This is a genomic window from Pseudomonas reactans (assembly GCF_013385825.1).
Classification (GTDB): Bacteria; Pseudomonadota; Gammaproteobacteria; order Pseudomonadales; family Pseudomonadaceae; genus Aquipseudomonas; species Aquipseudomonas reactans.
Genome location: NZ_JACAPG010000027.1, coordinates 82,917 through 102,273 on the forward strand (window position 1 = coordinate 82,917; position 19,357 = coordinate 102,273).

The window sequence follows — 19,357 nt, forward strand, 5'->3', positions numbered from 1 at the left end:
TTCCTTAAGGCTCAAGCCCGCTGTCGATAATCTTGAGGGGCCGGAATGGACTCGGCATGCTGCCCGACAAACTCCGCGCTCAACTCGATCACACGGCGGTATTGCAAGTCGACGGTGATCATGTGGTAGCAGTTGTCCAGCAGGATCTTGGTCACCGGGCCACCGAGGTGGCGTTCCACATAGTCCGCGTTCCAACGGCTGGTGATATCGTCCTCGATGGAGTGCAGCACCAACGCCGGCACCTTGACCTGCGGCATGCGTTTCTTGACCACGGCGTTCATCCGGTGCAACTCGCGCACAGTGATGCCCTCCATGGTCAGCAAGCCCGCCTCACTGCTCTCACCCTCCTTCATCTGCCGCTCGACGATGCCACGCAGGCGCTCGTTCTTGATGCCATACGGCGGCTTCTCTTCGAAGCGGCAGATATGCACGCCGAAGGGGATTTTCATCAGCAACGGCGTGAGAAACGCCAGCTTGTTGATGCTCCAGCCGTCGTACTTCAGGGTGGTGGAATACATCAACAGCCCGGCGACTTGCCCAGGGTGCTCGGCGGCCACGTACATCGACATCACCGCGCCCATGGACAAACCACCGACGAACACCTGTTCATGGCGCTGTTTCACAGCCACGAAGGTTTTGCGCACGCCTTCGTACCAGTCGCGCCAGCCGGTGGCTTGCAGGTCGCTGTTATCACCGCAGTGCCCGGCCAGGGTGGGCACGTACACCGTGCAATTGCCCACCTTGGCCAGGCCCTTGGCGACCTGGCGCAATTCCGTCGGGGTGCCGGTCAGGCCGTGGATCAACAGGATCCCGACCGGACCATCACCGAGAACGAAACCGGCATCACCTTCACCGAGGTCGATCTCTGCTGTGTTCACCGGTTGGTCGCCCGCACCAGCAGTTGCTCAAGCAGCTTCAGGCCCAGTTCGATTTCCGGGTAGCTGATTTCCAGGGACGGCGCCAGGGTGATCACGTTCTTGTAGTAACCGCCCACGTCGAGGATCAGGCCGAGTTTCTGGCCGTCCACCACCATGTCACCCTTCATGCCTTCTTCAACCATATAGTCCAGGGTCGCCTTGTCCGGCGTGAAACCATCCGGGCCGCAGATTTCGCAGCGCAGGGCCAAGCCCAGGCCGTCGACGTCGCCGATGATCGGGAAACGTTTCTGCAGGTCTTGCAAGCCTTCGAGGAAGAACTTGCCCTTGGCCATGACCATCGCGCCGTAGTCGACTTCGTTGGTCATCTTGAACATTTCCAGGCCTACCGCCGTGCCCAATGGGTTGGAGGCGAAGGTGGAGTGGGTCGAACCTGGCGGGAAGATCTTCGGGTTGATCAACTCTTCACGGGCCCAGATGCCGCCCAGTGGGTTGAGGCCGTTGGTCAGCGCCTTGCCGAACACGATCACGTCCGGTTGCACGTCGAAGTGTTCGATCGACCACAGTTTGCCGGTGCGGTAGAAGCCCATCTGGATCTCGTCGGAGACCATCAGGATGCCGTGCTGATCCAGCACATGCTTCAACTCACGGTAGAAGTTCATCGGCGGGATCACGTAGCCGCCGGTGCCCTGGATCGGCTCGACGTAGAACGCGGCGTATTCGCTGGAACCGACTTTCGGGTCCCACACACCGTTGTATTCGGTTTCGAACAGGCGGGCGAATTGCTGCACGCAGTGGCTGCCGTACTCTTCCTTGGTCATGCCTTTAGGGCCACGGAAGTGATACGGGAACGGGATGAACTGCGCGCGCTCGCCGAAGTGGCCGTAGCGGCGACGGTAGCGGTAGCTGGAGGTGATCGACGAAGCGCCGAGGGTACGCCCGTGGTAGCCGCCTTCGAAGGCGAACATCAGGCTCTTGCCATTGGTGGCGTTACGCACGACCTTCAGGGAGTCTTCGATGGACTGCGAACCGCCAACGTTGAAGTGCACGCGACCGTCGAGGCCGAATTTCTTCTTGGCGTCGACTGCGATCATTTCCGACAGCTCGATCTTGCCTTTGTGCAGGTACTGACTGGCGATTTGCGGCAGGGTGTCGATCTGCTGTTTCAGTGCATTGTTCAGGCGTGGGTTGGCGTAGCCGAAGTTGACCGCCGAGTACCACATCTGCAGGTCGAGGTAGGCCTGGTCTTCGGTGTCCCACACGTAGGAGCCTTCGCAACGGCTGAAAATGCGCGGCGGCTCGATGTAATGGACGGTGTCGCCGTAGGAGCAGTATTTGGCTTCTTTATCCAGAAGGACCTGGTCTTCGGCGGTAGCGATACGGATATCAGACATGGTGGAAGAGTTCCTGATTGTCAGCAGCAGTAAAGGAGGTGGCGTTGGCGGCTATGCCTTGCGGCAGTCGGGCCAGCAGCGCAGGCAGTTCGGCAAAGGTGTCGAAGCGTGCGTGAGGAATGTTGTTGGCTTCGCAGTACTTGGCGAGGCTGCCTTTGGCGAACACAAAGTCGGCAGTGGAAGCCACGCACATGTCGGACTTGCCGTCGCCGATCACCAGCACGCGCTTGTTGCGCGGCGTGGACTTGCACTTGCAGTTGCCGGAGGCGGCACGGCAGGCGTCACTGGAGTACGGGAAGTCGATGCGCCAGCTGTTCTGGTCGACCTGGCGCAGGCGGTTGGCGAGGATCGGCAGCAAGGTCACGTAGTTGCGTGAAAGGATCCGCGCGATGCCCTGCTCGATGCCGTCGCTGACCACTTCGATGGTTGCGCCCAGGCCCATGACGTGATCGACGAAGTCCGGGAAGTCCGGGTCGATCTCGACGCTGTCGAAATACGCCAGCAGTTCGGAAGGCGTCGCCTTGATCAGCGCCAGTTGGCGGCTCAGGCATTCGCGTGAACCGATATGCCCATCCAGCCATTCCTGTTCGATGGTTTCCCACTCGGGGCCGGCGAAGCGTTGGAGGACGTTGTCGATGACATCGGTGGGGGTGATGGTCCCGTCGAAGTCACACACGATATGCCATTGGATCATCGTTGTTTACCTTGGAGGAGCGCGCTGTGTGCGCTTGCAACAAGGTGTAGAGCAGAGAGTGTGCCAACTGGCCACCGCCCAGCAGGGCTGGGGTTTTGCCTGGCATGGCCAGCGATTTGTGTCGCAGGAGCTACAATTTTTGTAGCTTGCTACAAAGAAGATGAGTGCTTGCGTGGAAAGGATGCTTTGCGCGTTCATGCGCGCATATTCAATCAAGGAACTGTGACCATGTTGAGGATCACATGCGCTGCACTCGCCGGTTTAATTGGCCTGTGGGGCTTTTCAAACGCTGCCGTGGCCGAGGGCATCACCGGTGAAGTGGGCGCGGGCGTCAGCTACCAACCTCATGACCCTACCGGCAGCCGCTACGAAACGCGGCCCGTTCCCTATTTCGACCTGGACTGGGGCGATGTCAGCCTGAGCACCGATGACGGCTTGACCTGGAGCGCGCTCAACACCCAAGGCCTGACCGCCGGCCCCTATATCAATTACCTGTCAGGCCGAACGTCGAATGGCGATCTGCAGGGCCTGCGCAATGTGTCGGACATGGCGGAAGTCGGTGGTTTCATTCAATACGCCCCAGCTGATTTCTGGCGGGTCTACGCGCAACTGGGGCAAGCCGTGGGCGGGGGGCATTCGCAGAGCGGTGCCCTGGGCAAAGTCGGCGGCGAACTGGGGTACCCCCTGGGTGGCGGGATTATCGGCAGCAGCGGCCTGGTCGCGCATTTTGCCGACGCACGCCAGACCAACACGTTTTTCGGCGTGGATGACAACGAGGCCGCGGCCACGGGCTTTCGCCCCTACAACGCCAGTGGCGGCTTCCAGAACCTGACGCTGACCCAGAGTTTCGAGTTTCCCCTGGCGGCTAAATGGTCATTGCTGACCAGCGCCAGTTGGGTTCACCTGGTGGGCTCGGCGGCCGACAGCAGCATCGTCCGGCAGACCGGCGACGTGAACCAAGGCCAGGTGCAGACGGCCATCAGCTACAAGTTCGACTAGGTTGGTCTGGGGTTTGCAATGAGGTCCTGGAATCCATTTTTCCAGGACACTCTTCATGGCTCGCCCCGCTTATCGCCTGTTACACCACTCGCTCTGGGACCTGGTACCCATCGCCCTGGGCCTGGCGCATTTCGCCTTTGTCATCTGGCTGGTCACCGCGTTCCACAGCCTGAGCTGGTGGGCACTCGTGCCCCTGGCGCTGGTCTATGCGATCAGCTTGTCGTGGAGCATCAACAGTATCTCCCACAACCAGATCCATAACGCCTACTTCAGCCATCGTGCGATGAACCGGGCGTTCGATCTGCTGCTGTCGGTGACCATCGGCTTTTCCCAGACGCTCTACCGCGATATCCATAACCGCCATCACCGTGGCAACGCCGACCTGCCGGGCCCGGACGGTAAAACCATCGACCCGCTGTCGATCTACCAGCGCGGCCACAATGGCCAGCCGGAAAATCCGTGGGCTTACACTTTCCTGAGTTTTTTCCGCGACGATCCCAAGCCGTTCTATGACGAGATGAAGCGCAAGCGCCCGGCCGATGCACGCTGGGTCAAAGTCGAGATCGGCGTGACGGTGGCGTTTTATATCGCCCTGGCCTTCTACAACTGGCAGGCGGTGCTGTGGCTGTTGCCGTTCTGGTACCTGGGCCAGTGCCTGTCATCGCTCAACGGCTACTACGAACATTTCGGCGGCAACCCGGACCTGCCGATTGCCTGGGGCGTGAGTTCCTACAGCGTGCTGTACAACCTGATCTGGATGAACAACGGCTACCACGCCGAGCACCACTACCGGCCCAAGATGCACTGGACCCAGGTAAAGGCGTTTCATCGCGAGATTGCCGAGCAGCAGCGTGCGGCAGGGGTCAAGGCGCTTGCAGTGTCCCATGGGTTAGGGTTTTTGGTGGCACACCGCAAACCCTAGGCACTCAGTTTTCTTCGCCCTCTGCCAGGAGGGCGATACCGCCGATAATCACCGCCACCCCCACCCAGTGCAGCGGGCTGATATGTTCCCCCAGCCCCAGCCACGAACCGAGCAGCACCACCACAAACACCAGTGAACTCAGCGGAAACGCCAGGGACAGGCTACTGCGCCGCAGGATCAGCATCCACACGAAAAACGCGCCGATGTAACTGGCGATAGCCGCCAGAATCCCAGGGTTGCGCGCCACGTCCGCCAGCCACTGCCAGCTCAAATCCATCTGCCCCAACTGATCCCCGGCCACTTTGGTAAACAACTGGCCGGCGCTTTCGGTACAGATCAACAAGGCCCACAGCACCACCGTGCCGAGGCGCCCGTGCAGCCATCCATTATTCATCGTTTGCGTACTCATGCCTGACTCCCTGCAATGGCTACCAACATCACGCCTAAGGTAATCACCAGCGTGCCCAGCCAGCGGCGGCGGCTGACGGTTTCGCCCAGCACCACCTTGCCCGCCAGCACCACGCCGCAATAGGCCAGCGCGGCAGCCGGAAACAGCAGGCTCAACGGCGCACGGGACAAGGCTTCGAGCCACACGAAGAACTCAATGGCATAGGCGCCGATCCCGGCCCACAACAACGGCGCATTGAATACCTGGCCCCAGAACGCATTCAGGCGAAAACCGCCGTCCAGTTCAGGCAACCGGTCCAGGCCGATCTTGAAACACAACTGGCCGATCACATCGAGCACGATGGAAAACGCTACCAGCAACACCACGGTCAACGTCACGGGAACAGCTCCTCAAACAGGTCGATCAGGGCTTCATTGGTGGCGGCGTTACGCTGCAGATCTTCGGCGCTCCAGCGCTCGGGCGGCGGCTGGTCGGATTTAGCTTCCCAACGCTTGAGCGCGTTGCTGAAGGCTGGCGTGGCGAACTCGCCGCACACGTCGATGCCGATGATGCGTTTGCGCGCTGCCAAGGCCCGCAGGGCTTGCAGCAGATGGGTCAGACGCATGCCGCCCTGGTCCCAGTTGGTGGCCGCGTCTTCGCTGGCGAGCACGTCTTTGTCGATGGTGATCCAGATCGCTTCGGTGGGCAGGCTGGTGATCATCTGATCGAGGAATTGCGCCCAATCCAGCTCGGCCAGGTTGCGCCAGTACAGGTGGTTTTCCTGCTGCTGGTGACCGGCGCCATCCCCTACCCGGCCCCAGACTTTCGACGGCGGATGCTGCCAGGGAAACAACTGCAAGTGCCCGCGCTTGAGGGCACCGAGGTTACCGCCGCGCAGTTGCGGGTTGTGCAGGTCGTCGCTGCACGGGCCGAGGGTGACGATGCGCTTGATCGCCGGCATTTTCAGCGCACGGTTGACCCACGAACCACAGTGGCGCTTGGGCGCAAAGCGTACCCAGTCGGGGTGGTTGTCGAAGTGGATCAGGCTGATGGGTTCTTTCAGATCGGCGAGAAAAGCCGGCGTGAGGTGATGATAGTCGCCGGAGCCGACAAACAGGATTTCCGGCCGCGCATCGGTGGGCCGGGGCCGTTGGGCCAGGCGTTCGGCGAAGCGTTTCCAGGTTTTTTCGGTGGACCACAGGCGTAGCTTGGGGCCCAGGTCCAGCAGGTCGATACGCGTAGCACGGCCGCTGGCCAGACGCCGGGCAATCGGTGCCTGGCCGGTGAGGCTGTGGTCGAGGTCAAGAATGTTCAAGGCAGTGTCCCCTAAGGCTTTAAGGGGTCAATGCAAGGGACGGGCCAGCAGGTCTTTCGAGATCAATAGAGATCAAAATGTAGGAGCTGGCTTGCCAGCGATGGCGGTCTATCTGTTGCCACCGCTATCGCCGGCAAGCCGGCTCCTACAGGGGGCGGTGTCCAGAGGGCGGTGTCAGGATTTGGCGTCGTTGATGATCTGGCGGATCGCCCCCACAAAGGCTTCAGCCGGCTGGCCGCCGCTGACGGCGTACTGATCGTTGAACACGATGGTCGGCACCGAGGTCACGCCACGGGAGATCCACAGTTGTTCTTGCTCGCGCACTTCAACGGCGTATTCATCGGAGGCGAGAATCTCGGCCGCACGCTTAATATCCAGGCCGACGCTTTCGGCGATGATCGCCAGGGTGGCGTGGTCGGACGGGTCCTGGCCATCGGTGAAATACGTCTTGAACAGCGCTTCCTTGAGGTTGTACTGCAAGCCTTCCATCCCGGCCCAATGCAACAGGCGATGCGCGTCGAAGGTGTTGTAGATGCGGCTCTGGCCGTCGGTGCGAAAGGCAAAGCCCAACCCGGCGCCCATGTCGCGGATACGTTCGCGGTTGGCCTGGGATTGCTCGGCGGTGGAGCCGTATTTTTCGGTGATGTGTTCGACGATATTCTGCCCTTCAGCGGGCATGTTTGGGTTCAGCTCGAACGGCTGGAAATGGATCTCGGCTTGCACTTCGGCGCCAAGCTGGTCGAGGGCTTCGGTCAGGCCACGCAGGCCGATGATGCACCAGGGGCAGGACACGTCGCTGACGAAATCGATTTTCAGGGGAGTACTCATGACAGGCAACCTCGCAGGCGCAAATGGGCCACAAAGGTTGCACGATACACCAATGTCACAACACCTTCGAAGGCTCGCCCAGGTCAATCTGCGCCCAGTGCGCCGCGTCTTCACGATGGGCTTGCAGGTACGGCAGCACCGCCGTCAACAGCGGCGCCTTGAACGCTTCCTGGAAACGATGGGCCATGCCAGGGATCAGTTTCAACTGGCTGCCCTGGATATGCGCCGCCAGGTGCACGCCGTGCATCACCGGCAACAGCGGGTCGGCGGTGCCGTGCACCACCAGGGTCGGTACGCGCAGTTGGTTGAGCAACGGTACGCGGCTCGGCTCGGCAAGGATCGCCATGATCTGCCGCTTCACGCCGTCCGGGTTGAAGGCGCGGTCGTAGGACAGCGCCGCCTGGTGCAACAGTGCCTGGCGATCATCCGTCACGTTCGGGCTGCCCAGGGCCGCCAGCAGATCGGCCTGCTGCTCCAGCGCCACTTCACGGTTCGGTGCGCTGCGCCGCGACAACAGTTGCACCAACGCCGCATTCGGCGCAGGCAAGCCTTCGGCGCCGGAGCTGGTCATGATCAGCGTAAGGCTCTCGACCCGCTGCGGCGCCATGGCCGCCAGGTGCTGGGCGATCATGCCGCCCATGCTCGCACCCAGCACGTGGAATTGCTGGATCTGCAGGGCGTCCATCAAGCCGATGGCGTCGTCAGCCATGTCAGTCAGCGTGTAGGGCGCCGCCACCGGCAGCCCAAGCTTGTAGCGCAGCACTTCAAAAGTCAGGTTGGCATTAGCCGGCGCCTGGCGCCAAGTGGACAGGCCGACATCACGATTGTCGTAACGGATCACCCGGAAACCCTGTTGGCACAGGGCAACCACTACTTCATCCGGCCAATGGATCAACTGCCCGCCCAGGCCCATCACCAGCAGCAACGCAGGATCAGACGCACGACCGATGCTCTGGTAGGCGATGCTCACCTGAGCCAGGTCGACCGTTTGGGTCGGGACATTGACGTCACATCGAGAAGCCGCAAAAGACGGCAGGCCGAACAATAGAGCGGCCAGTAAAAGCAACACGCGCATGAAAAAACACCGAAACGCAGAACCCCAGTAGAGCGCGAGTCTGATGAAATTTGTTCAAGCGCGCTGCCATAGTTGCGTGACAGTTTGATGAATGCCGCTCAACGGTCAGCTCTCTAACTATCTATCCCTCGGCATCGTCTCCGACATTGGCAGGCAGTCCGTGGCATTGGCTCATATCCGCCCCTTGTGGTGGCCCAATAGCCGTAGAGCATGAAAAGCCGCAGCGCCCTGCGGCTTTTCATCAAGGCGTAGGAATCACAGTTTCAGGAACAGCTTTTCATCCAGAGGCGGGCCGATACGGGCCCTGACGATCTGTTCAACGACACGGTTGTTACCCGCCTCGGCAATCAGGTCTTTTTGAGTCTTGGCGCGCTGGGAAGGTATTTTCAAGTGCGCGGCGGTATAGAGGTTGCGGGGTGAGCCTTTTACCGGGTAATGAAAGTGGGCGTACCAAAGGACATCGCCTTTGCCTTTGTCACGTACCGCGTACTCGGTGAAGACATCGCCACTTTTGGTCGCTGTATCCCGCCGTTCCAGGTTGATATCGACGAAGCCATGCTTCCACAGGTAATCGATATTTTCCGGTTTGGGCGGGAGCACCTTGTAGCCGTCGGCGCAATGCTGGCGAGCTTTCTTCAGCAGATCGTCGGCCTGCGCACGCCATTGCTTGACCAGCTGTTCGGTTTCGGGCCTTGCGCTGTGGCTGTTTTCGGCTTGCAAGGCCGTGGCTTGCAGCCGGTCGGCTTGAGCTTCCAGCATGTCGTTCCAGTCCAGCGGGTTGATGCCTTCCCTGCGCTGCGGATCGTTGAGTTTCTTTTTCTGAAAGGCTATCGAGCGTTCAATCCCGGCACTGTCTTCGAGCAGTTTCTGGGCTTCGGTTTTGAGCGTCGCAAGGGACTTGGGCGACGGTGCAGGCCTTGGGGGTTCAGCGGGCACGATCTTTACCCACTCGCCGTCACTGGAGTGTTCGCTGTAACTGGCGACAGGCTTGCCGGTTTGTAGATCAATCACATCAATGATGGTGGTTTTTGAGCCTGACTCTTGAGGGCGAGTGGTGCCAATCAGGGTTTCCTTGTCACGGGTCCTGAACGTTCGCTGGCCCGCAGGCTTTTGTTGTTGGTCGATGCGTGCAACCGCCGCAGGCACCAGCGATTGTTCCTCTCGAATCACTTCGGCCAGATCCGCTTGGGCATCACCGATAGCTTCATTGAGGCGCTCGACAAAAAGTTGTTGGTATTGAGCCCGCATCAAGCCGGGATTGGCTTCCTGCAGCGACAGGCTATCGCTGAGTACCTGCTGGTACTTGCTGATAACGGTTTCCAGCGTCGCCTTACGCTCACTCAAGGTGTAGCCGGTGTACTGCCGTTGGTCCATATGGGCCCGGTAGATCGGGATCAGATTGGTTTCCTTGAATCGCCTCAGGTGAAACAGCTCAGCCGGGTCAACCGTTCTGACATTACGGTCCTGGCTCAATTCTTTCAGGTTCGACAGCGTGGACAGTTTCATGCGCAGGGCGGTATTGGCGGGTGGTTGCTTGTCTTGAAGTTTGAGAAAGAGCGCAGCCTTGGTCTTGCCAAACGAAGAGTCGTTCGTCCATTGCTCAAGGGTGGTAGCAGAGACAAGGGCGGCTTCTTTCACGTTTTCCAGGTCCTGATAGACTTTCGCGAAATTGTCGATCACCTCGGCGTAGGCACTGACCGAACCTGTCCTCGCCTCACGGACCACTTCTGCCATGGGCCTTCCACTCGAGACGAATTGGTTACTGTCCTCAACCAGGCTTGTGTAGAACGTTTCGATTTGGCGGTAGTTGTAAAGTATTTCGCCATAGAGTGTGGAGCGTTTTTGCTTGTATTCGGAAAGGTCGTCCAGTGCACCCATTTTTTTGGGCTGGAGGATGTCAATGGCATCTTGGAGGGCCGCACTATTGCGTTGAGTTCGTTGCTTGAGTTCTTCGAACTCACGATCGACTTTTTCCCTGAGGTTTTTCGTGGCTTCCAACTGCTTCATGTAGGGATCGATAAAGCGCTGTTGCTGTTCTCCCGTAGTGGACAGGCCCCAAAGCGTACGCAGCTTTTTACGGGCGCTGTGGTAGTCGCTGATGGTCGCCACCAGCTCATCGCGCGCCGTCTCCCGCGCTCCGTTCAGCGGCGCCGCGTCCTGCAGGCATTGATCGAAGCGAGCCTTTCGCTCTTGCCTGGCTTGCAGGTTCTGTTTGACCGTTTCGGCAACTCCGCCTTTTTTCGGCATACCTCCTCGCAACCGAGGGCTGTTATCGAAATGCCATTGACCCTGCCCATCGCTTCTCACCGGCGGGCCGGTACGCGCCTTGTTGTGCTCATCGATGATGAATACACCGTCAACGTCGTTGGCCGCCCTGAACCAGCGATGGTCGATCTTGGCATACAGGCGATCCTGGCTCAGGTACAAGCCCTTTTTTGGCCCATCGGCAATCGCTACACCGACGTCTTCGGGAGCGGGAACTACAAACGAATCTAGATGTGCTCGCTGGCGCTCGGTCAATCGACGGGGCGTTGAAAACGCAAAATCCAGCTCGGTCTTGTTATCGCCAATAACGCCAACAGTCGGCTCCACAGGGCTTTGGCTGATGGTCGCGCGATGGGTGATCGGCTCCTGGCTCGGCGCACGGCGTCCAGGGCCACCCGCCAAAGGAACCTCCTTGAGCTTGTCGAGCGTCACGGGGGACCCAGTCACGTCAACCGGTACAGAATGGGTCAACAACATGCCCATGTTGAGCAACAAGTCCACCACTACCGCCGCCGAGTCTCCCCGGTTAGTGGGGTCAGACAGCTTCCTGATGTCGTCCTCGCTACTCGCCAACTGTAGCAGCCACCCGGCCATCGCCCCCGGCCCGCGCATCACTGGTAGCAGTGTATTGAACAGCAACCCACCCAGCTCCTTATAGGAAGCCCAGCGGCTTTGTGCATCCGATACGGATTGCCCCTGGGCCAGGTGGATCAGGCTGTGGGTGTTGCTCTGGAATAAGTGCTGCATCAGGCGACCTTGCTCCAGATCCTGGCGCAAGGTGCTGGCCGCACCATAGCCATCCACGGCCAGTGCGGTCGGTGCCGGAGTGGGAGGCGCGTCGAACTCGTTGAACATACCGTAGCGGGCAATGTTCGGGGTCTTGAATCCACCGTTACCGTACACCGCGCGGGTTCTGTCGTCGGGCAACCAGGCTAGAACACTTTGCTGCAAGGGGCCGGGTTGTTGTATCGCCTCCAGCAACGCCTGGCGCGTCGCAAATTCCTGCAACGCGGGCGATAACATCGGCCGGTAGAGAACATGCGGGCCAGTAGCGGAGTCCGCAGGCTCAATCACAAACATGTTCTCGACGACATCCGGTGTCGCGCCGGGCTTGCGTAAAAAAGCCAGTGGGCGAACAACGATGTCTTGTTCATCGACTTGCTTGGCTCCCCCACCCGGCGTGAACACGGCCTCGACATATGAGTAGCCGCGCGCGGTGATCCCCGCTTCGCCCTTGAGCTTGAGTTCCAGGGCCTGCATCGTCAGTTGCAGGGGCACTTGCTCGGCAAACAAGGCACTGCGCTGGCGTGATTCCGCGCTGTCGCCGAGCAACCGTTGTTGCAGCAGTTCAGGATAGTGCTTGCCGATATCAACTTGGGTGATGATGTCTTTGAGGCGCTGGGGCGTTGTCGGATCGGTGATCAGTTGACCGAGGTGGCGCACTTCCATTTCGCCCTTGGGCAGCCCGGCCAGATTGCGCAAGGCCATGTCCGTGAAGCTCATGGTCACTCGCTCAATGTAGCCACCGCCCAAAGTGCCTACGGGCACCTTGAAGGTGACTTCCAGGTGCTGCGCGAGAAACCCGGTGTTCTGCAGTCGGGCCTGGAGTTGTTGCTGGGTATAGGCGCGAATATCGGGAATATCCGCAAGAAAGTTACGGCCCTGATTACGTTGTACATCGCTGGCCAGCTCCAGCGCATGGCGATGGTAGGCAAAACGATCGGCTTCACTGGCATTGCGCAGCCACGCCGGCAGTTTTTCCTGCAGCCGCGCCACCTTCCCGGAGTCCGGCGCATAGGCGTCGACCAGCCAAGGGCTGGGATCGCTGATCAACGCGAACCGCTGCTCCAGGTCGCTTGGACTGCTGGTTGGCGGGAGTTCGGTGGCTGCCACCGCTTGCAGCTGATTATTCAGAATGACGGCCGCCTGTGCATCGAAGACATTCGCGTCCGGCTCATGACGCTTCCAGGTCAGACTGTCGAACACAAAATCCTTTTCCAGACGTTCTCCCCATGCCTTGCCAAACGCTTCCAGCGATTCGTAAGGGGTGACCTGCCCGTTGGGACGTGCATGCAACACCTGGGTGCTGCCGCCAATCTGGCGGGTGATCAACAGATCGGGGCTGAGCTGAGTGGCCGTGTCGCCACCGTAGCGGACGCTGGAATCCAGGACAAAGACCCTGGCCGCGTCATCCCCCTTGGCACTCAAGCGTTCCGAGCGGTCGGGATAGGAAACGACCTGGTCAAGCGTGGCGCGTTGCGCATCGGTGAGGCCGGGTTGTTTGAGTGACGCACTCCTGAGGCTGTCACTGAGCATGCCGCTCAACCACAACCAACGACTGTCCGCAGCGGGACCCGTTGCGCCTGGGGCGCTTTGCCCCCAATAGTCCGTCAACGCCTGCGCAAAAGCGTTCTTCAGCGCCGGTCGCAAGCTACGAATCGCCAGCTCGATGGCCGACATGTCTAAATCATCCCTGCGGTTCCCTGAAGAGGCAGGAACCCTGAGGGTTGCACCTGTGCGTTGATTGATCAGTTTCTGGGGTAACCCGTATTTGTCGGTGAAGTCCAGTTCACCACCTTGCGCCACTTGCTTTAACGCCATATCCAGCAACGGCGTCAGCCGGTACTGCACCGGTTTATCCGAAATCGGTTCCGCCACAGAGGTTTGTGCCAGGTTGAGTTCCAGATCGGGGTACAGGCTTTTGATGGCATCACCCAACATTTTGCTGACCACCGAGTGCACGGTGGGCCGTGTCGCGAACTGGCTGTTTACGGCACGGGCTGCAAGGTGGGTCGGCCCAGAAGGGGGTGACGACACAAGGCCAGCCTGCACATCGACGGCGGGCGCGCGCGTTGCGCTCAGGAGGGAGGTGACATCGTGCAGCGGGGTCGCAGGCCATGCCGGAGGTTGGTGAGGTACGAACAGGCTTGATGAGTTTCTGTAGATCATGAAGGCGCATCCTTGGCGTAAAAAACGGGCTAATCCCAACGCCGCGTCGAGACGAGGCTCGCAGAAAAATACCGAACGCCCCCCAGGATGAAACAGGAAATGCGTAATTGGCTATTTCCAACAACGCGTACGCCGCTAGCCCCGTGGATGAGCGTCTTTTTCGCGATGTATGGCGGGATATGAACGCCTGGGTCGACAGCCCAAGCAACATGAGACAAACTCAACGCACTCGAAATAATCATCAATATTCCTCATGGAGGCTACGGTGCTGGAAATCCGCCACCTGAAAACCCTGCACGCCTTGCGCGAGGCCGATAGCCTGGTCGAAGCCGCCGAACGCCTGCACTTGACGCAGTCTGCCCTGTCCCATCAGTTCAAAGAGCTGGAAGAGCGCCTGGGCATGCCGTTGTTCGTGCGCAAGACCAAGCCGCTGCGGTTCACCAGTGCCGGCCTGCGCCTGTTGCAACTGGCCGACGCCACCCTGCCGCTGCTGCGCGGCGCCGAGCGTGACATTGCGCGGTTGGCCGGCGGCACTGCCGGGCGTCTGCACATGGCGATCGAATGCCATAGCTGCTTCCAGTGGCTGATGCCGACCATCGACCAGTTCCGCGATGCCTGGCCGGAAGTCGAGCTGGACCTGGCCTCCGGCTTCGCCTTCGCCCCGCTTCCAGCCCTGGCCCGTGGCGACCTGGACCTGGTGGTGACCTCCGACCCGCTGGAACTGCCGGGCATCACCTATGTGCCGCTGTTCACCTACGAAGCCATGCTCGCGGTCGCCAACCAGCACGCGCTGGCGAACAAGGCGTACATCGTGCCGGAAGACTTGCTGACCGAAACCCTGATCACCTACCCGGTGGAGCGCGACCGCCTGGATATTTTCACGCGTTTCCTCGAACCCGCCGATGTGGAACCGGCTCAGGTGCGCACGTCCGAGCTGTCAGTGATGATGATGCAACTGGTGGCCAGCGGCCGTGGCGTGTGCGGCATGCCCCATTGGGCACTGCACGAGTACAGCTCGCGTGGCTACGTGAAGGCCAAGCGCCTGGGTGAGAAAGGTTTGTTTGCCACGCTGTATGCGGGGATTCGTGCGGACATGCTGGATGCGCCGTACATGCGCGACTTCCTGCTGACGGCCAAGGACACGTCGTTTTCCACCCTGGATGGGGTCAGCGCAGTGCGCTAGCTGTAGGAGCGAGCTTGCTCGCGAAAAACGTCAACGATAACGCGCCCATTCTGATTCAACTCGGTGTTCTTGAATGCTTCGCGAGCAAGCTCGCTCCTACAGGGTGTGTTCAGGTGCCAAGGGCCGCCACATGTGGATCTTGTCGAAATAATCCACACCAACCCGCACCGCCAGCGGCTCCAGGCCGTACTGGATGAAACCGCAGCGCTGGTACAGGGCAAAGGCCGCTTCATTGCCGGCGGTGACCGTCAGCTGGATCACTTTGAGGCGCGGCTGTTTACGCGCTTCGTCCAGTGCCGCTTCCACCAACTGACGGCCCAAGCCTTTTTGTTGGTGGTCCGCATTCACGTACATGCCGAACAGGGTCACCTTGTGCCGCGCTTTTTCTCGCGGCTCAAAGGCCAGGCCGACAATGCCGGCCAACTCATCCCCGTCAAACGCACCGAGCAGGCAATCCAACGGGCTGCTCAAGCGTTTTTCCCACCAGCTCAGCGGCATTGCCGCACGCTCCGCCACGCTGGAGGTGAACGCCTGGGGATAGACGCCATACGCCTCAAGCATCAACGCCCGATACGCCTCGGCGTCGCTGGCCGCCAGCGTGCGGATGATCATGCCGTCAGCGAGGCGCGGTAAAACGGTAGGATCAGATCGCGCGTCAGCGGGGCCAATTGCAGGCCGCCATCTCCGGCCGGGTCGATCCAGCGCACTTCTTCAATCTCGGCGGCAGGCGTGACCGCCACATCGATCTGCACCTGGAATAGCTCGGCTTCCACGGTGAAACCCGGCTCGTTGACCGCAGGCGCGGAAAACTTGCCGAGATAGACGGCGGCGCTTGGCTCGATACGCAGGTTCAGTTCTTCGTGTAGCTCACGGGCCAAGGCCTCGGCAGGCTGCTCGCCGGCGTCGATTTTGCCGCCGGGTTGCATGAAGGCCTGGGTGCCGCGTTTGCGCACCAGCAGGGTTTGGCCGTCAGCGCCGATCAGGAGGGCGGCGGCGATGCGGATGGTGGAGGGCATGAACGATCTTCCTTGGCTGCAAAGGGCGCAAGGATCACATGAAGTGGCTCAGCCGCAAAGCAGTCCATCGCCGTTATCCTTGATGAAGACACTGTAGCGCGCCCCTTCCATGGTCTCGAAGGCAATCAATTTATCCACCAATGGCAGGTTCAACACCTTGCCGGCGTTGAGCAACAGCATGCCGTTGTCGGCATTGAGGTTGCGCGCCAGCACCATGCCCTCCGCAAGCTCGCGTGTACCGAGAACTTTGACGTTGGGATCACCCAAGGTCACGTCATTGAGGTAGGTCGCGCAGACCAGCACAAAGTCTTCGACCATCACCGGGTCATACAGCCGACCGGCGTATTTGCGGATGTACAGCAGCGCTTCGTCGCTGTTCATCTGCCGCTCCAGGATCAGGCCTTTTTGCAGCTCGATAAAGTCCACAGCCAGTTTCAACAGGCGCGAACCGGCGGGAATCGCTTCGCCTTTGAGGTGATCGGGGAAACCACTGCCGTCCCAACGTTCCTGATGATGGCGGATCAGGCGTGCGGCGTCTTTCATCGGTTCCAGGGTCATCAGCAGCGATTCGCTCTGAGTGGCGTAGGCGCGATAGCGTTCGCGGTCGCTGCTGTGCAGCAGGTCCGAGGGCGAGGCCATCATGCTGTCGCTCCAGCTCAGCTTGCCGATGTTGTAGAGCGCGGCGGCCATGGTCAGGTCCCGGTTGCTGGCCTCGTCCACGCCATGAGTCACACACCAGGTGCGTACCAACTCGATGATCTGCCGGTTGGTCTGTTTGGCCCGGGGCAGGCGCAGGTTGGCCAACAGCGAGAACACCTCAGTGCCGGTGGCGTAGCTGTGTTTGAGTTCTTCGTAGGCCAGGTCGAGCATGTCGGCGGTCTGCTGCAACTCGCTGGTGCGCGAGACCACGCGTTTTTCCAGGGTGGCGTTGAGCTGCTTGAGTTCATCGTTCTGCTGCTGGATCAGTTGTTCAAGGCGCAGGCGTTCGCGTTCGGAATGCTGATGGGCCAGGGATTGGCGCAGCGCCAGCAACAGTTCCTCATCCTTCCAGGGTTTGCTCAGGTAGCGGTAGATCTCGCCTTCGTTGATGGCTTTGACGATCAGGGTCAAATCAGTTTCGCCGGTCAGCAGAATGCGCACGGTGTGAGGGTAGTGTTGGTGGATGTGCGCCAGCAGCGAGGCGCCGTCCATGTCGGGCAGGCGTGCGGCACTCATCACCAGGTCGACGGGTTGGCTGGCGAGAATGGCCAGGGCATCGGCAGCGCAGGTGGCGCTGTGCAGGTCGAAGGGTTCCAGCCGCAACAGTTGGGTGAGGCTATGGAGTACATCCGGGTGAGCGTCGATCAGCAGCACCACGGCACGTTCGGCATCGGTGAAAGTGACTGACTCTCCCATGGGACACCTCGGATCGTCGGTGTGCGGTCCTTATGGTCTGGGTCTGCCTTCCTGGCGATTACTGACTTGCCTGTTACTGAGTAGCTTAGTTGGCTTTTCGGAAAATGATGGCCTTACGATATCAACGGCATAAAAAAAGCCGCCCCAGATACCGGAGCGGCCTTCGAGGTGAAACCTGCAAACCTCACGCGTCAGCTTTTTTCGGGCTCGAACCGAACGAAGCGAAACGCTTGTTGAACCCGGCAATCCGACCTTCGGCCTGGGTCTTTCGCTGTTGGCCGGTGTAGATAGGGTGCGAGGCGCTGGACACGTCCAGCGGGATGTACGGGTAAGTGTTGCCGTCGCTGTGTTTATGGGTGCGGTCGCTGTCGGCGGTGGAGCCGATCAGGAAGAACACGTCGGCGGCAGTGTCGTGGAACAGCACGGTGCGGTAGTCAGGATGGATACCAGCTTTCATAAGGCCTCCGGGGCGTCTGGGTGCATTCAATTTGTTATACAGTAACACAAATCATGCACCCAAACGAGAACCGATTGCAATAAGAATAGGCCCGTCGCTTCTATGCGGCTTCCTGGAAGTCCATCTCCGGTGGCTGCTGTGAGAACCCGCGAGTCAGCACGCCCAAGTAAACCAGGCCGATCGCCAACCACACCAAGCCCAGGTAGATAGCCAGATGATCGAGGCTGACCATCAACCACAGGTCCGCCAGCAGGCCGATGAACGGGAAAACCAGAAACAGGATCAACTCACGCAGGCCGCGCTGCTTGGCGCCGATCCAGTAGTGGGAAATCACCGACAGGTTGACCAGGCTGAACGCCAGGAATGCACCGAAGTTGATGAACGAGGTGGAAGTGGTCACGTCCAGCTTCAACGCCAACAGCGCCACCACCGCGCACAACAGGATGCTGTTGACCGGCGTACCGAAGCGCGCATGCAAGGCACCGAAGAACGACTTGGGCAATACACCGTCGCGGCCCATGGCGAACAGCAAGCGCGAACCACTGGCCTGGGCCGACAGCCCCGAAGCGAACTGGCCGACAATCAGGCCGATCAGGAAGATCGACACAAACAGGTCGCCACCGATATTGCGCGCGATTTCATACGCCGCCGAATCCACATTGGCGAATTCGAACGACGGATGGGCCACCTGCACAAAGTAGGACACCGCCACGAAGATCAGGCCGCCAATCAAGGTAATCAACATGATCGCCCGTGGGATGGTGCGGCGTGGGTCGCGGGTTTCTTCGGTCAGCGTACTCACCGCATCAAAGCCCAGGAACGAATAGCAGGCGATAGCCGCGCCGCTCATGATCAACGGCATGTGCATCTGGCCGTTGAAGAAGGGGGCGATGGTCCACAGCGGCTTGCTTGCGTCACCACCGATGTAGTGAATGCACAGCGCCACAAACGCAATCAACACCAGAAATTGCACCAGCATCAGCAACGCATTGATGCCGTTGGCCAGCTTGAGGCCGACGATGTTGATGGCGCTGGTGATGCCGATAAAGGCCAGCACCCAGATCCACTGCGGCACCGCCGGGAACGCCGAATTGAGGTACGCCGCACCGATCAGCCAGATGGCCATGGGCAAGAACAGGTAGTCGAGCAACACCGCCCAACCGGCGATAAAGCCCAGCTTGGGGCTGATGGCCTTGCGCACGTAGCTGTAGGCGGAACCGGCCACCGGAAACGCCGAGGCCATTCGCCCGTAGCTCATGGCGGTGAAAAACATCGCCACCAGGGCGGCCAGGTAAGCGGCGGGGACCATGCCCGCAGTGGATTGCGCCAGGATGCCGAAGGTGCCGAGCACAATGATCGGTGTCATATAGGCGATGCCAAACAGCACCACCGACCCTAACGACAGGGTGCGTTGCAAACGAGCCATGGGTGATTCTCCGCGCAATTATTAGATTTATGGCAGAACTGAAGTCGGTGTCGCGAATTTCATTTTTCTTATGATCAAGCATGTTTCGTGTGGCGAGCGGGCTTGTCCCGCGTTGGGCTGCGAAGCGGCCCCCAAAACCTGCCCCTTAGCTCTGCTCGGAAAAATGCGGTGAATGT

Annotated in this window: 17 protein-coding genes; 3 read left to right on the top strand and 14 right to left on the bottom strand. The window is 60.1% G+C overall.

The features are described 5' to 3' along the window. Positions 1–11 precede the first annotated feature (11 nt). Genes HX868_RS29890 through HX868_RS29900 form a run of 3 tightly spaced genes read right to left on the bottom strand, consistent with a single transcriptional unit; the run spans position 12 to position 2,963 of the window. Positions 12–878 carry an alpha/beta hydrolase gene (locus HX868_RS29890; RefSeq protein ID WP_016977482.1) on the bottom strand — a complete coding sequence of 289 codons (867 nt, stop codon included), beginning with the start codon at positions 876–878 and terminating at the stop codon, positions 12–14. Continuing rightward, entirely contained in the window at positions 875–2,269 is a 1,395-nt protein-coding gene (locus HX868_RS29895; RefSeq protein WP_177005332.1) for an aspartate aminotransferase family protein, read from the bottom strand. Before HX868_RS29895 ends, HX868_RS29890 begins: the two co-directional genes overlap by 4 nt. Beyond that, entirely contained in the window at positions 2,262–2,963 is a 702-nt protein-coding gene (locus tag HX868_RS29900; protein WP_016977484.1) for an MtnX-like HAD-IB family phosphatase, read from the bottom strand. Before HX868_RS29900 ends, HX868_RS29895 begins: the two co-directional genes overlap by 8 nt. Before the next feature lie 228 nt (positions 2,964–3,191). On the opposite strand from HX868_RS29900, the gene HX868_RS29905 reads away from it, so the two are divergent. Together HX868_RS29905 and HX868_RS29910 are read left to right on the top strand one after the other, a co-directional pair. Next, positions 3,192–3,962, top strand: coding sequence for a MipA/OmpV family protein (locus HX868_RS29905; RefSeq protein ID WP_177005333.1), 771 nt, complete (start codon positions 3,192–3,194; stop codon positions 3,960–3,962). A 55-nt stretch (positions 3,963–4,017) separates the two neighbouring features. Further along, positions 4,018–4,884: a fatty acid desaturase family protein gene (locus HX868_RS29910; RefSeq protein WP_177005334.1), complete on the top strand. Its 867-nt coding sequence runs from the start codon at positions 4,018–4,020 to the stop codon at positions 4,882–4,884. A 4-nt stretch (positions 4,885–4,888) separates the two neighbouring features. Here the strand turns inward: HX868_RS29910 and HX868_RS29915 are convergent, their stop codons facing one another. The 6 genes from HX868_RS29915 to HX868_RS29940 form a co-directional block, all read right to left on the bottom strand. Next, positions 4,889–5,293 (bottom strand): DMT family transporter, encoded by a 405-nt coding sequence (locus HX868_RS29915; RefSeq protein ID WP_033896394.1) that lies wholly within the window; start codon positions 5,291–5,293, stop codon positions 4,889–4,891. Further along, a complete protein-coding gene (locus HX868_RS29920; RefSeq protein ID WP_010212789.1) occupies positions 5,290–5,670 on the bottom strand; it encodes a DMT family transporter in 381 nt (126 codons plus the stop codon). Before HX868_RS29920 ends, HX868_RS29915 begins: the two co-directional genes overlap by 4 nt. After that, complete coding sequence (locus HX868_RS29925) at positions 5,667–6,587, bottom strand: arginase family protein (protein WP_177005335.1); 921 nt, start codon at positions 6,585–6,587, stop codon at positions 5,667–5,669. Before HX868_RS29925 ends, HX868_RS29920 begins: the two co-directional genes overlap by 4 nt. Before the next feature lie 174 nt (positions 6,588–6,761). Further along, complete coding sequence (locus HX868_RS29930; protein WP_177005336.1) at positions 6,762–7,415, bottom strand: DsbA family oxidoreductase; 654 nt, start codon at positions 7,413–7,415, stop codon at positions 6,762–6,764. A gap of 55 nt (positions 7,416–7,470) precedes the next feature. Continuing rightward, positions 7,471–8,490 (bottom strand): alpha/beta fold hydrolase, encoded by a 1,020-nt coding sequence (locus tag HX868_RS29935; protein ID WP_061435465.1) that lies wholly within the window; start codon positions 8,488–8,490, stop codon positions 7,471–7,473. A 255-nt stretch (positions 8,491–8,745) separates the two neighbouring features. Further along, positions 8,746–13,572: a dermonecrotic toxin domain-containing protein gene (locus HX868_RS29940; RefSeq protein WP_343048395.1), complete on the bottom strand. Its 4,827-nt coding sequence runs from the start codon at positions 13,570–13,572 to the stop codon at positions 8,746–8,748. Positions 13,573–13,969: 397 nt separating this feature from the next. Here HX868_RS29940 and metR point away from each other — a divergent pair, with 397 nt between their 5' ends. Then, entirely contained in the window at positions 13,970–14,887 is a 918-nt protein-coding gene (metR, locus tag HX868_RS29945) for a transcriptional regulator MetR (RefSeq protein ID WP_068936992.1), read from the top strand. Positions 14,888–14,983: 96 nt separating this feature from the next. Here metR and HX868_RS29950 read toward each other — a convergent pair whose 3' ends face one another. The 5 genes from HX868_RS29950 to HX868_RS29970 form a co-directional block, all read right to left on the bottom strand. After that, entirely contained in the window at positions 14,984–15,499 is a 516-nt protein-coding gene (locus HX868_RS29950) for a GNAT family N-acetyltransferase (RefSeq protein ID WP_177005337.1), read from the bottom strand. Further along, positions 15,496–15,903, bottom strand: a complete 408-nt coding sequence (locus HX868_RS29955; protein ID WP_095014884.1) for an NUDIX hydrolase — start codon at positions 15,901–15,903, stop codon at positions 15,496–15,498. The genes HX868_RS29950 and HX868_RS29955 overlap by 4 nt, the downstream gene beginning before the upstream one ends. A gap of 48 nt (positions 15,904–15,951) precedes the next feature. After that, the gene (gene nosR / locus HX868_RS29960) at positions 15,952–17,298 is read right to left on the bottom strand and encodes a response regulator c-di-GMP phosphodiesterase, NosR family (RefSeq protein ID WP_177005338.1); all 1,347 of its coding nucleotides are present in this window, start codon (positions 17,296–17,298) and stop codon (positions 15,952–15,954) included. Positions 17,299–17,482: 184 nt separating this feature from the next. Next, the gene (locus tag HX868_RS29965; RefSeq protein WP_016970719.1) at positions 17,483–17,755 is read right to left on the bottom strand and encodes a type B 50S ribosomal protein L31; all 273 of its coding nucleotides are present in this window, start codon (positions 17,753–17,755) and stop codon (positions 17,483–17,485) included. A 100-nt stretch (positions 17,756–17,855) separates the two neighbouring features. After that, complete coding sequence (locus tag HX868_RS29970; protein WP_177005339.1) at positions 17,856–19,181, bottom strand: APC family permease; 1,326 nt, start codon at positions 19,179–19,181, stop codon at positions 17,856–17,858. Positions 19,182–19,357: the final 176 nt, after the last annotated feature.